The organism is Actinoplanes flavus (assembly GCF_017592555.1).
Taxonomy (GTDB): Bacteria; Actinomycetota; Actinomycetes; order Mycobacteriales; family Micromonosporaceae; genus Actinoplanes; species Actinoplanes flavus.
Map to the genome: position 1 here is coordinate 1 of NZ_JAGFNS010000015.1, position 17,008 is coordinate 17,008.

Annotated in this window: 2 protein-coding genes; both read right to left on the minus strand. The window is 73.0% G+C overall.

Features of this window, described 5'->3' with window-relative positions; all coding sequences use genetic code 11:
• A partial coding sequence (locus J5X75_RS22625; protein WP_208469497.1) for a non-ribosomal peptide synthetase occupies positions 1-12,052 on the minus strand: 12,052 nt, incomplete at its 3' end.
• A complete protein-coding gene (locus J5X75_RS22630) occupies positions 12,049-16,989 on the minus strand; it encodes a non-ribosomal peptide synthetase (RefSeq protein WP_208469498.1) in 4,941 nt (1,646 codons plus the stop codon). The genes J5X75_RS22630 and J5X75_RS22625, both read right to left, overlap by 4 nt.
• Positions 16,990-17,008: the final 19 nt, after the last annotated feature.

Sequence of the window (17,008 nt, forward strand, 5' to 3'; positions counted from 1 at the left end):
CCTGGTCGTCGGAACGGCCCAGGTACTCGACCACCCCGTCACCCCGCCAGCGGACCACGTCACCCGACCGGTACAGCCGGGAGCCGGCCGGACCGTACGGGTCCGGCACGAACCGCTGGGCGGTCAGGCCGGGACGGTCCACATAGCCCTGCGCCACACCGGTGCCGCCGACGCAGAGTTCACCGAGGGCGCCGACCGGCACCTGGTTGAGGCGCTCGTCGAGAACCCGCATCACCATGCCGGGCAGCGGGGCGCCGATCGGCACCACGCCCGTGCCCGGGTCGGCGGGCACCCGGTGAATGCAGGTGCCGACGCTGGCCTCGGTGGGGCCGTACTCGTTCACGATCCGGCCGGACGGCGAGTAGCGGCTCGCCAGCGCGCCGGGCAGCGCCTCGCCGGCGACCACCATGACACCCGCCAGGGCGGTGACCTGCTCCGGAGTGAGCTGGTGGGAGAGCACCTCGAGGTGGCCCGGGGTGAGCTTGAGGAAGGCGAACGGTCCGGCCGAGTGCAGGCGTGCGCCCAGTTCGGACAAGTCCAGGTCCTGGGGCAGCATCTCGACCGGCTGACCCGCCAGCAGCGGCGCCCACACGTTCGGCACCACCAGGTCGAAGGCGACCGAGGAGAAGACCGCGCCACCGGTGCCGCCGCCGATCTCCGAGCCGGCCACCGCCAGGTCCCGGACCGCCCAGCCGACGTGGTTGGCGAGGCCCCGGTGCGGGACCGCGACACCCTTCGGCTTACCGGTCGAACCGGAGGTGTAGATGACGTAGGCCAGCTCGTCCGGGTCGACCTCGACCGGGGTGAAGGCCACCGGCTCCAGGCCCTCGACCCGGACCACCGGGCCGCCGAACGTGGTGTCCGCGTCGGTGACCAGGGCGGCCGCGCCGTCCAGCATGGACAGCGCGCGAGCCGCCGGGAAGGCCGGGTCGACCGGCACGTAGGCGGCACCGGCGAACCAGACACCCAGCATCGCGGCGTGCAGCCACGGACCCCGGTCGACCAGCACACCCACCCGGTCGCCACGGGACACGCCCGCCTCCCGGAGTCGCGCGGCGACCGCGCCGGCCCGGCCCAGCAGGTCGGCGAAGGTCACCTCGAAGCCGCTGCCGCGGACGGCGAGCGCCCTCGGCGTACGGGCGGCCTGCTCGGCGAGGGCCAGCGGCACCGGCTTCCCGGTGACCGTGCCCTCGGCGGCCGGCTCCCACCCGGCGATCCGGGTGACGTCGGCGGCGGGCAGGAACACCCGGGTGGCGTCACCCTCCGGGTCGGCGGCCATCGCCTCCAGCACCTGGCGGTACATCGAGGCGAGACGGTCGGCGTGGTCGCGGGACAGGATCGACGTACGGGTCTTGAGGGTGAGACCGCCGTTGGAGGTGGTGACGGTCAGCCCGAACTCGTTGGTGCCGGTGCCGAAGCCGGCCGCCAGGTCGATCCGTTCGCCGTCCAGGTTGTGGAAGTCCTGGTAGTTGAAGATGACGTCGACGAGCCGCCCGGTGCCGCCGGCCAGCCGGGAGACCCCGGCCATCGGGTAGCGGCGGTGCGGCCACATGGCCACCTCGGCGTCGAACACCGCGCGGACCAGCTGCCGCCAGGTGGCGGCCGACCGGTCGTACGGGACGGGCAGGGTGTTGAGGAACATGCCGTGCACCCGGTCCGCGCCGAGCACCTCCAGCCGGGTGTCGCAGACCAGGCCGGCGTGGAAGGCCGGCTCGTTGGTGAGCTGGCTGAGCACCTTGAGGTGGGCGGCGAGCAGCACGCTCTTCACCGACGTCCGGGAGCTCATGGCGAGCCCGCGCAGCGGCCCCTCCAGGTCCATGGCCGGAACCGTGATCTGGTAGGCCTCGTCCGGCCCGGTCGTGTCGCCCCAGGCGGGCAGGCGGAACGGCATCCGGTCGTCGACGACGCCCTGCCAGAACTCCCGGTGCGCCGGGGACTCCAGCGCGGCCAGCTCGGCGGCGACCGTGTCGGCGAACCGGACCCCGAGGGCGTCCGGCCGCGCCGGGGTGGCGCCGTCACGCAGCGCCCGGTAGCAGTCGACCAGCTCCATCAGCATCTCGTGCTGACTCCAGCCCTCGGTGATCATGTGGGACCGGGACAGCGCCAGCCACCAGCCGTCGTCCGCCACCAGGGCGCCGATCCGCAGCTGCGGGACGGCGGCCGGGTCGATCGGCCGGGACTGCTCGCCGGTGACGTAGTCGTTCAGCGCGGCCTGGAGCGCCGCGTCGTCCAGGCCGCGCAGGTCGACCACGCCGACCGGCGGCTCGGCCCGTTCGTGCACCAGCTGGAGCGGAATCGAGTAGGTGGACAGGTCGAACGACGTCCGCAGCGCCTCGTGCCGGGCGCAGACGGCCCGGACCGCGGCCCGCAGCGCGTCCACGTCGAACGGCGCGTCGTCGATCACCTTGTAGCCGCCGGTGCTGTGGTAGTGCGCCACCTCGCCGGCCTCCAGCTCGAACAGCATGCCGGCCTGCGCCTGGAGCATCGGGTAGGCGTCCGCCACCCCGTCCGGCACGAGCCGCCGGTCCGCCTCGCTGATCAGCGCGAACGGCGCGGTGGCCCGGTGCGGCTCGGCCGGCGCGGTCCGGCTGCCGATCAGCTCGGCGAGCCCGGCGACGGTACGCCGTTCGAACACGTCGGTGACCGAGATGTCGTGGCCGGCCGCCCGGACCGCGCCGACCAGGCTGACCGCCCGGATCGAGTCACCGCCCAGGTCGAAGAACGAGTCCTCGACACCGGCCTGCGGCAGGTCCAGAACCTGCGCCCAGACCAGGGCGAGCTGCTGCTCCAGCGGGGTGCGGGGGGCGACGCCGGTGGCGGCCGGGAGCTGTCCGCCGTCCGGGGCGGGCAGGGCCCGCTTGTCCAGCTTGCCGTTGGTGGTCAGCGGGATCGCGTCGATCTCGACCAGGGCGGCCGGGACCATGTAGTCGGGCAGGGTGCGGGAGATGGTCTCGCGGATCGCCCGGGTGTCCGGGCGGCCGGCGGCCGGGACCAGATAGCCGACCAGGCGACCGTCGGCCAGGACGGTGACCGCCTCACGGACGCCGTCACAGGCGGACAGGGCCGCGCTGATCTCGCCCAGCTCGATGCGGAAGCCGCGGATCTTGACCTGGTCGTCGGCCCGGCCCAGGAATTCGAGCCTGCCCTCGGTCGTCCAGCGAGCCAGGTCACCGCTGCGGTACATGCGGGTGCCGGGCTCGCCGAACGGGTCCGGCACGAACCGCTGCGCGGTCAGCGACGGGCGGCCCAGGTAACCCCGGGCCACACCGGGACCGGCGACGTAGATCTCGCCGGGCACACCGATCGGGACCGGCTGACCAGCCTGGTCGAGCAGGTAGACCGACAGGTCCGGCAGGGCCACACCGGCCGGGCTCACCGACGGGTTGATCAAGTCTTGTGCAGTCAACTCGTGCACGGTCACGTGGACCGTGGTCTCGGTGATGCCGTACATGTTGACCAGCGCCACCTTGCCGGCCCACGGCTGGATCTCGGCGATCTCCAACTTCTCGCCACCGAACACCACCGACCGGAGCGACAACCGCTCGTCACCCGCGAACGGGGTCAGCGACCGGAACGCGGTCGGGGTCTGCGAGAGGACGGTGACCTTCTCGTCGGCTAGGAGCTGGAAGAAGTCCTCCGGCGAGCGGGCGACCGAGCGCGGCACGACCACGACCGTGCCGCCGTACATCAGCGCGCCCCACATCTCGAAGACCGAGAAGTCGAAGGCGTACGAGTGCACCATCGACCAGACGTCGTCGCTCCGGATGCCCAGCTCGGTGCGGCACACCTCCATCAGGCGAACCACGTTGGCGTGGGTGAGCATGCAGCCCTTCGGGCGGCCCGTCGAGCCGGAGGTGTAGATCGTGTAGATCACGTTGTCCGGCGTGGCGACCGTCGGCGGGTTGTCGGTCCGCCCTTCCTCCGTGTCGTCCAGAATGATCAACTTGCCGTTGAACACTTCGGACAACCCCGGCGCCAGCTCGGGGGACGTCACGACGATCCCGGCTCCCGCGTCCTGCACCACGTAGCCCAGGCGCTCCATCGGGTTGGCCGGGTCCAGCGGCAGGTAACCGGCGCCGGACTTGAGCACACCCAGCAGGGCCGGCATCAGCTCCGGGCCGCGCTCCAGGTGCACACCGACCAGGTCCTCCGGGCCCACCCCGGCGTCACGCAGCAGCCACGCCAGACGGTTCGCGCGGGCATTGACCTCGCCGTACGTCAGGCGGGACTCCCCCGCCACCACTGCCAGCGCTTCCGGGTTCTCCGCCACACGAGCTTCGAAGAACTCGTGCGCCAGCCTGTCTGCTGACGGCCCGGCGACCGGCGGGACCACCACGGCGGCCCGCTCGGCCGGCGGCAGGTACGTGGCCCGCGCGTCCCCGCCCGTACCGTCGGCGGCCATGCCCTCCAGGACGGCCCGGTACATGCCGGCGATCCGGTCGATGTTCGCCCGGGACAGCAGGTGGGTGTTGCTGCGCAGGCCGAGGACGCCGCCGATCGCGGTCACCGCCAGGCCGAACTCCATGGCGGTCCGGTTGATGCCGTTGCCCTCGTCGACCACGTCGCCGTCGTCGAGCAGGTGGAAGTCGAGGTAGCTGAAGAACGTGTCGATCAGGCGCTGCCCGGCCGACGCGATCGCCGGCATCGGGTAGTTCCGGTGCGGCCAGGCGGCCGCCTCGTCGTCGAACACCCGGCGCACCAGGTCGCCCCAGGTGGCGGCGTCGCGGGCGGACGGGTGCGGCAGCGTGGTGATGTACATGCCGATCAGCCGCTCGGAGCCCTGGACCTCGGGCCGGACGTGCCCGACCAGACCGGTGAAGAACCGTTCCGCGCCGGTGAGCTGGCTCAGCACCTTGAGGTGGGCGCCGAGCAGCACCGCCTTGAACGGGACGCCGGCCGTGGCGGCCAGCTCACGCAGGCCCGGCTCCAGGTCCGCGAAGGAGAACCCGCCGTCGATCCGCTCGGCCGGTACGGTCAGGTCGCCGTGCCAGTCCTCCGGCAGGGTCAGCGGCTCGTACTCGCCGACCAGCCCGTTCCAGAAGTCGCGGTCGGCGTCCGAGGCGAGCGAGGTCAGCTCGGCCGCGACCGTGTCGGCGAACCGCACCGGCGGCGCGTCGTAGCCGACCCCGGTCCCGTCGCGCAGCCCGCGCAGCGCCTCCACCAGCTCCTTGAGCAGCTGGTGGTAGCTCCAGCCCTCCAGCAGCGCGTGGCTCTTGGTGAACGACAGCCGCCACGAGTCGTCGGTCTGCACGTGCACGTTGATCCGCAGCAGCGGCAGCGGCGTCGACAGGTCGAACGGGTCGCCCCGCTCGGCGGCCGCGAACGCCTCCAGCGTCCCCCGCAGCTCGGCCGGGTCGACGTCGCGCAGGTCGTGGCAGGCCACCGGGATGGTGACGTCGTGGTGCACGAGCTGCATCGGCACGCTGTAGCCGGTGAGGTCCACCGACGTACGCAGGATGTCGTGCCGCCGCGCGACCAGGGTGACCGCCTCGCGGAACAGGCCGGCGTCGAACGGCGCGTCGTCGCGGACCAGGAACGACGTGAAGTCGTGGTAGTTGGCCCGCTCCCCGGAGGCGAGCGTCTCGACGAGCATGCCGGTCTGCGTGCGCAGCAGCGGGTAGGCGTCGTCCAGCCCCTCCGGCAGCCGGGCCCGGTCCTCGTCGCTGATCAGCTCGAACGGGGCCACCGCGCGTACCGGGGTGGGTTGTTGGACGGTGTCGCCGGTCGCCGACGCGCACAGCGCCGCCACCGTGGTGTGCTCGAAGACGTCCAGCACGCCGACCGCGAAGCCGGCCGCCTGGAGCGCGCCGACCAGGCTGACCGCCCGGATCGAGTCGCCGCCCAGCTCGAAGAAGTCGTCCTCGACGCCGACCCGCTCCAGCTTGAGCGCGTGCGCCCAGATCTCCGCCATCCGCTGTTCGCCGGGCGTGCGCGGGGCGACGTACCGGTCGTTGTCGTAGGTCTGTTCGCCGGGCGCGGGAAGCGCGCGGCGGTCGAGTTTGCCGTTGTTGGTCAGCGGGATCGCGTCGATCTCGACGAACGCGGCCGGGACCATGTACTCGGGCAGGGTGCGGGCGAGGGTCTCGCGGATAGCCCGCGGGTCGGGAGTCTGACCGACCAGGTAGCCGACAAGGCGGCCGTCGACCAGCACGGTGACGGCCTCGCGGACGCCGTCGCAGGCGGCCAGGACCGCGCTGATCTCGCCGAGCTCGATGCGGAAGCCGCGGATCTTCACCTGGTCGTCGGCGCGGCCGAGGAACTCCAGGGTGCCGTCGGTGCGGCGGCGGGCCAGGTCGCCGCTGCGGTACATGCGGCTGCCGGCCGGGCCGAACGGGTCCGGCACGAACCGCTGCGCGGTCAGCGACGGGCGGCCCAGGTAGCCGCGGGCCACACCCGGGCCGGCCACGTAGATCTCGCCGCTGACGCCGAAGGGCACCGGGTGCCCGGCCGCGTCGAGCAGGTAGACGGCGAGGTCGGCGAGCGGGTCGCCGACCCGGTTCATGCCGGGGTCGGCGATGTCCAGCTCGTCGAGCCGGTGGTAGGTGGTGTGCACCGTGGTCTCGGTGATCCCGTACATGTTGACCAGCGCGACCCGGTCCAGGCCGACCCGGTCCACCCACGGCTTGAGCTCGGCCACCTCCAGCTTCTCGCCGGCGAAGACGACCGCGCGCAGGGCGAGCCGGTCGATCCGCTCGTCGCCCTCGCCGGCCGCCGTCACGACCGACCGGAACGCGGTCGGCGTCTGCGACAGGACGGTGACCCGCTGGTTCAGCAGCAGGTCGAGGAAGTCCTCCGGCGAGCGGGCGACCGAGCGGGGTACGACGACCAGGCGGCCGCCGAACGCCAGCGCGCCCCACATCTCGAAGACGGAGACGTCGAAGGCGTACGAGTGGGCCATCGACCACACGTCGGCCTCGGTGAAGGAGTAGTGCTCCTGCGCGGTGTCGAGCAGCCGGGTCACGTTGCGGTGGCTGAGCACCACGCCCTTGGGACGGCCGGTCGAACCGGAGGTGTAGATGGTGTAGATGACGCCGTCCGGGGTGGACACCCGCGGCGGGTTGTCGGTCCGGCCCTCGGCGGGCGGCAGGACCAGCGTCCCGTCGAACACGTCGGCCAGGCCGGGCGCCAGCTCGGGCGAGGTGATGACGATCTCCGCGCCCGCGTCCGCCAGCACGTAGCCGAGGCGCTCCAGCGGGTTGGCCGGGTCCAGCGGCAGGTAACCGGCGCCCGACTTGAGCACACCCAGCAGCGTCGGGACCAGGTCCACGCCGCGTTCCAGGTGCACGCCGACCAGGTCCTCCGGGCCCACCCCGGCGTCGCGCAGCAGCCACGCGAGACGGTTGGCACGGGCGTTGACCTCGGCGTACGTCAGCTCGACGGCACCCGCCACCACCGCGATCGCGTCCGGGTTCGCCGCGGCACGCGCCTCGAACAGCTCGTGGGCGAGCACGTCGGTCTCCGGCCGGACCGCCGGCGGGGCGGTCAGCGCGGCCCGCTCGGCCGGTGACAGGTAGACGGTCTGCGCGTCCCCGCGGGCGCCGTCGGCCGCCATGCTCTGGAGCACGGCCCGGTACATGGCGGCCAGGTTGTCGGCGGCGGCGGTCGTCAGGTGGCGGCGGTTGGCGGTCAGGATCAGGTAGCCGGCCCGGGACGCGACGGTCAGCGGGAACTCGGTCGGGCTGTCGTCCATGCCCGAGGCCGCGTCCACCACCTCGGTGTCGAGCTGACGGAAGTCCTGGTAGTTGAAGTAGACGTCCATGATCCGGCCGCTGCCCTGCCACTCGCGCAGCACGGCCGGCAGCGGGAAGCGGCGGTGGCCCCACAGGTCCACCTCGGCCGCGAACACGTCCCGGACCAGGTCACCCCAGGTGCGGGCGCCACGGGCGTACGGGAAGGGAAGGGTGTTGAGGAACATGCCGTACACCCGGTCGGCGCCGGTCACCTCGGGCCGGACGTCGCAGACCAGCCCGCTGTGGAACGACTCCTCCTCGGTGAGCTGGCTCATCACCTTGAGGTGGGCGGCGAGCATGACGGCCTTCATCGAGGTGTCGGTCGCGGCGGCCAGCGCGCGCAGCCCGGACTCCAGGTCACGCCAGGAGAAACCGGTCTTGTACGGGGCCGCCGCCGGCGCCTCCGGGTCACCCCAGCTCGCCGGCAGGCTCAGCGGGGCGTGCGAGCGGACCAGGTCCCGCCAGTAGGCGCGGTCGTCCTCCGAGTCCAGGGCGGCCAGCTCACCGGCGATCGCGTCGGCGAACCGGATCGGCGGCGCCGCCACCTGCTCCGGGGTGTTCCCGGCCCGCAGCGTCAGGTACGTGGTGACGAACTCCATGAGCAGCGAGTGGTAGCTCCAGCCCTCGAGGATCGGGTGGCACTCGACCAGTGAGAGCCACCAGCCGCCGAGTCCGGTGGTGGTGTGCGCGTGGAACCGCATCAGGCCCGGGACGCTCATGTCGAACGGGTTGGCCCGCTCGCGTACCCCGAACTCCTGAACCTCGGTGCGCACCTGCTCGGCGGTCATCCCGGAGCAGTCCCAGACGTCGGTGGTCATCTCGGCGTGGGCGTGCACCAGCTGCATCGGGCGGGAGTACGCGGTCAGCTCGATCGAGGTGCGCAGGACGTCGTGCCGGGCCAGCACGATCCGCCCGGCCTCGGCGAACGCGCCCGGCACGAACGGCTGGTCGTCGTGGATCCAGTACGCCGACACGTTGTGGTAGTTGTTCTGCCCGTCGTCGGTCAGCATCTCGATGACCATGCCGAGTTGGTTCTGGCCGAGCGGGTAGGCGTCGACGATCCCGTCCGGCAGCAGGGCCCGGTCCGCCTCGTCGATCAGCTCGAACGGCCGCACCGGCCGGTAGGCGGCGTCCGCGCTCGCCTCGCCGGCGAACTCGACCAGCCGGGCCACCGTACGGTGCTCGAACACGTCCCGGACGCTGACCCGGTAGCCGGCCTCGCGCAGCGCGCCGACCAGCGCCACCGCCCGCATCGAGTCGCCGCCCAGCTCGAAGAAGCTGTCGGTGACCCCGACCCGGTCGGCGCCGAGCACGGCACGCCAGACCGCGGCGACGGCCTCCTCGGCGGGGGTGCGGGGCGCCACGTACTCGCCCGCGCTCCGCAACTGGGCGCCGTCCGGGGCGGGCAGGGCCCGCTTGTCCAGCTTGCCGTTCGCGGTGAGCGGGATGCCGTCGATCTCGACCAGGGCGGCCGGGACCATGTAGTCGGGCAGGGTGCGGGCCAGTTCCTCGCGGACGGCGGCCCGGTCCAGGTCGCCCTCGGTGACCAGGTAGCCGACCAGGCGGTCGCCGGCCAGGACGGTGACCGCCTCACGGACACCCGCACAGGCCGAGAGAGCGGCGGAGACCTCACCCAGCTCGATGCGGAAGCCGCGGATCTTGACCTGGTCGTCGGCGCGGCCCAGGAATTCGAGCCTGCCCTCGGTCGTCCAGCGGGCCAGGTCACCGCTGCGGTACATGCGGGTGCCGGGCTCGCCGAACGGGTCCGGCACGAACCGCTGCGCCGTCAGCGACGCACGGCCCAGGTAACCCCGGGCCACACCCGGACCGGCCACATAGATCTCGCCGGGCACACCGATCGGGACCGGCTGACCAGCCTGGTCCAGCAGGTACACCGACAGGTCCGGCAGCGCCACGCCCGCCGGGCTCACCGACGGGTTGATCAAGTCACGTTCAGTCAACTCGTGCACCGTCACGTGGACCGTGGTCTCGGTGATGCCGTACATGTTGACCAGCGCCACCGTGCCGGCCCACGGCTGGATCTCGGCGATCTCCAACTTCTCGCCACCGAACACCACCGACCTGAGCGACAGGCGCTCGTCACCCGCGAACGGGGTCAACGACCGGAACGCCGTCGGCGTCTGCGACAAAACGGTGACCTTCTCGTCCACCAGCAACTGGAAGAAGTCCTCCGGCGACCGCGCCACCGACCGCGGAACCACCACCACCGTGCCGCCGTACATCAACGCACCCCACATCTCGAACACCGAGAAGTCGAACGCGTACGAATGCACCAGCGACCACACGTCATCCGGCGTGATGCCGAGCTCGGTCCGGCACACCTCCATCAGGCGCACCACGTTGGCGTGCGTGAGCATGCAGCCCTTCGGCTTACCGGTCGACCCGGAGGTGTAGATCGTGTAGATCACGTTCTCCGGCGTGGCACTCCGGGGCGGGTTGTTCGTCCAGCCGTCCTCGGGGAGCGTGGTCACCCGGCCGGCGAACACCTCGGTCAGTCCCTCCGCCAGCTCCGGCGAGGTCACCACGATCTTCGCGCCGGCGTCCTCCAGCACGTAGGCGAGACGCTCCATCGGGTTGGCCGGGTCCAACGGCAGGTAGCCCGCGCCGGACTTGAGCACGCCCAGCAGGGTGGGGATCAGATCCACGCCACGGTCCAGGTGCACACCGACCAGGTCCTCGGGCCCCACCCCGGCGTCGCGCAGCAGCCAGGCGAGACGGTTCGCCCGGGCGTTGACCTCCGCGTACGTCAGACGGGTCTCCCCTGCCACCACGGCGATCGCGTCCGGATTCTCCGCGGCCCGCGCCTCGAAGAACTCGTGCGCCGTCGCCAGGACCGCGGGACCCTCGACCGGCGGCACCACCACGGCGGCCCGCTCGGCCGGGCTGAGGATCTCGATGTGCGACAGCCGGGTCTCCGGGTCGGTGACGGCGGCGGCCAGGACCCGCTGGAAGGCGCCGGCCAGCCGGGACGCGGTGGCCGGGTCGAACAGCGCGGTCGCGTACTGGAGGCGGCCGTGGATCGTGCCGTCCGGGCGCTCCTGCATCTGGAGGGTGAGGTCGTACTTCGCGATGCCGTCGTCGTCGCCGAACGGCTCGGCGGTCAGGCCGGCGAACTGGAGCACGTCCAGGCGGTACTCGTGCAGGGTGAACGCGGCCTGGAAGATCGGCGTACGGGACTGGTCGCGGTCCGGCTGGAGCTCGTCGACCAGCCGTGCGAACGGCACGGCGTGGTGGTCGAACCCGTCCAGCACCATGCTCCGGCCCCGGCGCAGCAACTCGGCGAAGGAGCCGTCGCACTCGGCCCGCATGACGAGCGTGTTGATGCAGTAGCCGAAGACCCGCTGGAGGTCGGCGTGGGTGCGCCCGGAGACCACCGTGCCGACCGCGACGTCGTCGGTGCCGCTGAACCGGGACAGCATCGCCTGGTACGCGCTGAGCAGCACGGTGAAGGTGGTGGTGTCGAACTCGCGGGCCCGCGCCCGGACCAGGTCGGCGAGCTCGGCCGGGACGTCGAACACCACGTCGGCGCCGTCGTGGCTACGGACCGGCGGGCGGGGCCGGTCGATCGGCAGCGAGATCGGCTCCAGTCCGGCCAGCCGCTCCCGCCAGTAGGCGAGTTCCCGCTCGCCACGCTCGCCGGCCAGTTCCCGGCCCTGCCACTGGGCGAAGTCGGCGTACTGCACCGGCAGCTCGGGCAGCGCCGGCGTCCCGCCGTGAAGCAGCGCGTTGTACGCCTCGCTCAGCTCGGCGCCGAACATCCGGGTCGACCAGGCGTCGCAGGCGACGTGGTGGAAGACGACCGCCAGCACGTGGTGGTCGTCGCCGAGCCGCAGCAGCGCGCCGCGGACCGGCCAGTCGGCGGCCAGGTCGAACGGCGCCTGGAGGTCCCGGCGGAGGAACGCCTCGACGTCGGCCTCGGTCCGGCCGGTCAGATCGATCTCGGGCAGGGCGACCGGGCGGGGCGCGTCGATGACCTGCACCGGCTCGACACCGCGCAGCTCGATCCGGGTACGCAGCACCTCGTGCCGGGCGCAGACGTGCTCCCAGGCCCGGCGCAGCGCGTCGGTGTCGAGCCGGCCGCGCAGCCGCATCATCAGCGGAACCAGGTACTCGACGCTGGACGGGTCCAACCGGCTGAGGAACCACATCTGCTGCTGGCCGTGGCTGAGCGGCAGTACGCCGTCGCGGCCGGCGCGCGGAATCGTGTCGCGGCGGGCCGTGCCGGACTGCCCGGCCAGCCGCTTGCGCAGCAACTCCGCGCGGAGGTCGGCGACGTTCCTGGTGGACTGCTGGGCGGTCATGCCTGGGGCTCCTCGGTCATGGTGAGGTCCGCGACGACCTCCGAGTCGGACATCTGGTCGATCTCGTCACGGATCAGGTTCTCGATGAGCTCCGCCATCTGGACGATCGTGGGGCCCTCGAAGACGGCGCGGACGGGCAGCGTGACGCCGAACTCGTCCTGGATGGCGGCGATCAGGCGGATCGCGATGATCGAGTTGCCGCCGGCGTGGAAGAAGCTCTCCCGGGGGCCGGCGGCGATCCCGCACTTCTCCCGCCAGAGCTGCTGGACGTACTCGGCGACCGGGGACAGCGGCTCCTCGTCCCGGTTCGCGTCCGCCGGGGCCGGGTCGGGCAGCGCCGCCCGGTCCACCTTGCCGTTCGCGTTGAGCGGGATGGCGTCGATGGCGAGGAACCCGGTGGGCACCATGTAGTCGGGCAGGATCCCGGCGCAGTGCTCGCGCAGGATGTCGTCGGCGACCGGGGCCGGTCCGACCGGCACCCAGCAGGCCACCAGCCGCGTGGTCTCGCCCCGGTCGTCGACCAGGATGCGGGCGTCGGCCACACCGGCGTGCTCGCGCAGCACCGCCTCGATCTCGCCGATCTCCACCCGGTAGCCACGGATCTTGACCTGGTCGTCGGAGCGGCCGAGGAACTCGACCACCCCGTCACCGCGCCAGCGGGCCACGTCACCCGAGCGGTACATGCGGGAGCCGGCCGGGCCGTACGGGTCGGGCACGAACTTCTGGGCGGTCATGCCGGGGCGGTCCACATAGCCCCGGGCCACGCCGGTGCCGCCGACGAACAGTTCGCCGACACCGCCGACCGGCACCTGGTGGAACCGCTCGTCGAGAACCCGCATCACCATGCCGGGCAGCGGGGCGCCGATCGGCACCACGCCGGTACCGGGGTCGGCGGGCACCGGGAAGACGCAGGTGCCGACGCTCGCCTCGGTCGGGCCGTACTCGTTGACCAGCCGGCCGGCCGGGGAGTACCGGCCGGCCAGGGCGCCGGGCAGCGCCTCACCGGCCACCACGATCACGCCGGCCAGGTCGGTGACCTGCTCCGGGGTGAGCTGGTGGGAGAGCACCTCGAGGTGTCCGGGGGTCAACTTGAGGAAGGCGTAGGGTCCCGCCGCGGTGAGCCGCGATCCCAGCTCGGCCAGGTCCAGGTCCTGCGGCAACAGGTGGACCGGCCGGCCGGCCAGCAGCGGCGCCCACACGTTCGGGACGACCAGGTCGAAGGCGACCGACGAGAAGACGGCGCCACCACCGGCGCCGGCCGACGCCAGGTCCCGGACCGCCCAGCCGACGTGGTTGGCGAGGCCCCGGTGGGTGACCGCGACGCCCTTCGGCCGGCCGGTCGAACCGGAGGTGTAGATGACGTAGGCCAGCTCGTCCGGGTCGACCTCGACCGGGGTGAACACCGTCGGCACCAGGCTGTCGACCACGGTCACCGGGCCGTCGAACACCCCGGCCCGGGACGCGTCGGTGACCAGCGCGGCCGCGCCGTCCAGCATGGACTGCGCCCGGGTCACCGGGAAGTCCGGGTCGACCGGCACGTAGGCCGCCCCGGCCAGCCACACGCCGAGGAGCCCGGCGTGCAGCCACGGTCCGCGCTCGATCAGCACGCCGACCCGGTCGCCGCGGCGGACTCCGGCGTCCCTCAGCGAGCGGGCCACCGCCCCCGCCCGGGTGAGCAGTTCGCCGAAGGTGAGGGTGAAGCCGTCGCCGCGGACCGCGATCGCCCGCGGCGTACGGGTGGCCTGCTCGACCAGCCGGGCCGGCACGACGGCGCCGTCGATCGCCCGCGCGCCCCGGCGCCACCGGTCCCCGGCCGCGGCGTCGCCCGCGGGCACGGCGCGCAGCGCGGCCAGCGGGGCGGTGGGCCGCACGGCCACTTCGGCAAGAGCGTTTTCGAGGGTACGGGCGATGCGTCCCGCCGTCTCCGCGCCGTACAGACTGGTGGCGTACTCCAGGCCGCCGACCAGTCCACCGTCCGCGGAGGGGCGCAGCAGCAGCGTCAGGTCGGTGTGGGTGACCCGCCACATCTGCCGGATGGTGTCCAGGTCGTCGTCGACGGTCTCGTTGAAGTCGGCGCCGTGCAGGTCGAAGGCGGCCTGGTAGAGCGGGGTGCGGGACAGGTCGGGCTCGGGCACGATCCGGTCCACCAGCAGGTCGAACGGCAGCTCCTGGTGGGCGAAGGCGTCCCGGGTGACGGCCGCGAGCCGGGTCACCGCCTCGGTCACCGTCGCCTCCGGGTCGAGGCGGCAGCGCAGCACCAGGTTGTTGAGGAAGAACCCGACCACGCCGTCCAGCTCGGTGCGGCCGCGGCCGGCGACGACGGTGCCGACCGGGATGTCCCACCGGCCGCTGTACCGGGCCAGGACCAGCGCGTAGACGGCGAGGATCGTGGTGAACCGGGTGGCGCCGGTGGCGGCGGCGAGGTCGTCCAGCGAGCGGACCAGGGCGGGCGGCACGGTGACGCCGACGATCGAGCCCTTGCCGTCGCGGATCTTCGGGCGCGGGTGGTCGGTGACCAGGGCGAGCGGCTCCAGGCCGTCGAGGACGTTCGCCCAGTGGCCGAGTTCGGCCTCGACGACCTCGTCGGTGAGCCGGTCCCGCTGCCAGGCGGCGAAGTCGGCGTATTGGATGTCGAGCTCCGGCAGCTCCGGCGTGCGCCCGGCCACGAGCGCCGCGGCCACCTGCGCGAACTCGCGCTCCAGCACGGCCGCCGACCAGCCGTCGGTGGTGATGTGGTGCATGGCGACGGCCAGCAGGCGGCGGCCGTCGGAGACGTCGAGCACCTCGGCGCGCAGCAGCGGCTCGTCGCCGTTCAGGGCGATGCCGCGGCCGAGCAGGGCGGCGATCCGCTGCGGCAGGTCCGCCGGGGTGGTGCGCCGCTCGCCGACCGCGATGACGAGTTCGGGGCGGATGAACTGGAGCGGCTCGCCGTTCACCTCGCGGTATTCGGTGCGCAGCGACTCGTGCCGGGCCACCAGGATGTTCAGGGCCCGCTCGGCGAGGTCGCGGCCGGCGCCCTCGGGCAGCCGGAACAGCAGGCCGGCCATCCATTCCGGGCTGGCCGGGTTGAGCCGGTCCATGAACCACAGGCGGCGCTGACCGCTGGACAGCGGCAGGCCACCGGTACGGTCGGCGCGGGGGATCACCGATCCGGCCCGGGCGCCGTCCAGCAGCCGGGCCTGGGCCCGCAGGGTGGGCGCGTAGAGCAGGGCGCGCAGGTTGAGGTCGGCGCCGGTCCGCGTACGCAGGTCGGAGAGCAGTTTGGTGAGTTGCAGCGAGGTGCCGCCGAGCTTGAAGAAGTCGTCCTCGACGGTCAGTTCCCGGTCGCCGAGCAGTTCCCGCCAGGCGCGCTGGACGACCAGCTCGGCGGCGGTGGACGGCGCGGCCCCGGTGACCGCCTGATCGGTTCCGGTCTCGTCGGGGTGCGGCAGCGCGCGGCGGTCGACCTTGCCGCTGGCCACCTGCGGGAGCGCGTCGAGGTGCAGGAACCGGCCGGGCACGTGCGACTGCGGCAGCCGGTCCAGCAGGTGGGCCCGCAGGAGTGCGTCCAGGTCCGGTCCGGCGCCGGTACGCGGGACGACGTATCCGGCGAGCCGGGCGGCGCCGTCGGCGAGCCGGTAGGTGGTGACGGCCGCGGCCACGACGTCCGGGTGGGTGGCGAGGGCCGCCTCGATCTCGGCCGGCTCCAGGCGTACCCCGTTGACTTTGACCTGGTCGTCGAGGCGGCCCAGGTATTCCAGCTGCCCGTCGGCACGCCAGCGGACGCCGTCGCCGGTCCGGTAGACCCGGCCGCCGTCCTTGGCCAGCGGGTCGGGCACGAACTTCTCGGCGGTCAGGTCGGGGCGGCCGAGGTAGCCGCGGGCCAGCCCGGCGCCGCCGATCAGCAGCTCACCGGGGACGCCGACGCCGACGACCCGGCCGCGCTCGTCGACGACCTGCACCCGGGTACGCGGAAGGGGCCGCCCGATCGGGATCGGCCCGGACCGCTGGGCCGGGTCGACGCGGGTGGCGAGCGAGTTGATGGTGGTCTCGGTGGGGCCGTAGACGTTCCAGACCTCGACGTCGGCGAGGCCGAGCAGGCGCTGGACCGGTTCGGCGTGCAGTTGTTCGCCACCGGAGACGACGAGCCGCAGCGTGCCGCAGCCCGCCCAGCCGTCCTCCTCGACCAGGGTGTGCAGGATCGACGGGACGACCTGCATGACGGTGACGCCGTGGTCGGCGATGGTGGTCAGCAGGGTGGCCGGGGCGGTGTCGGGGGCGAGCACGAGGGTGCCGCCGCACACCAGCGGCGTGAAGATCTCGAAGGCGTGCGCGTCGTAGACGAGCGAGGTGCGCTGGAGGACCCGGTCGGCCGCGGTGACACCGACGTCGCGGACCGCCCAGTCGAGCAGGTTGGCCAGGCCGCCGTGGGTGACCACGACGCCCTTGGGCACGCCGGTCGAGCCGGAGGTGTGCTCGACGTAGGCGACGTCGTCGGCGCTGACCGGGATCCGCGGCGCGGTGACCGGCCGGGTGGCCAGGTCGGCGGCGAGGGCGGTCTGGTCGACCGGCTGGGCGCCGGCCGCGAGGACCGTGGCGGCGCCGTCGGCGTCGCAGAGCACGAGCGCGCAGCCGGAGGCGGTGATGATCTGGTCGATCCGGTCCTGCGGGTGGGCCGGGTCGAGCGGCAGGTAGGCGGCGCCGGCACGCCAGACTCCGAGGAGCCCGACGATCAGGTCGAGGCTCCGGCCGAGCAGCACACCGACGTGTGTGCCCGGGCCGGCGCCCCGCTCCCGGAGGAGGCCGGCGAGCTGCGCGGAGCGGATGTCCAGTTCCCGGTAGGTGAGCCGCCGGACGCCGTCGATGACGGCTACGGCGTCCGGCGTCAGCACTGCCTGGGAGCCGATGAGGTCAGGCGTGAGCGCCGTGGTGGCCTGGGTGCTCAGGGTTGCGGGCATGGCAGTGCTGTCTCCTTAA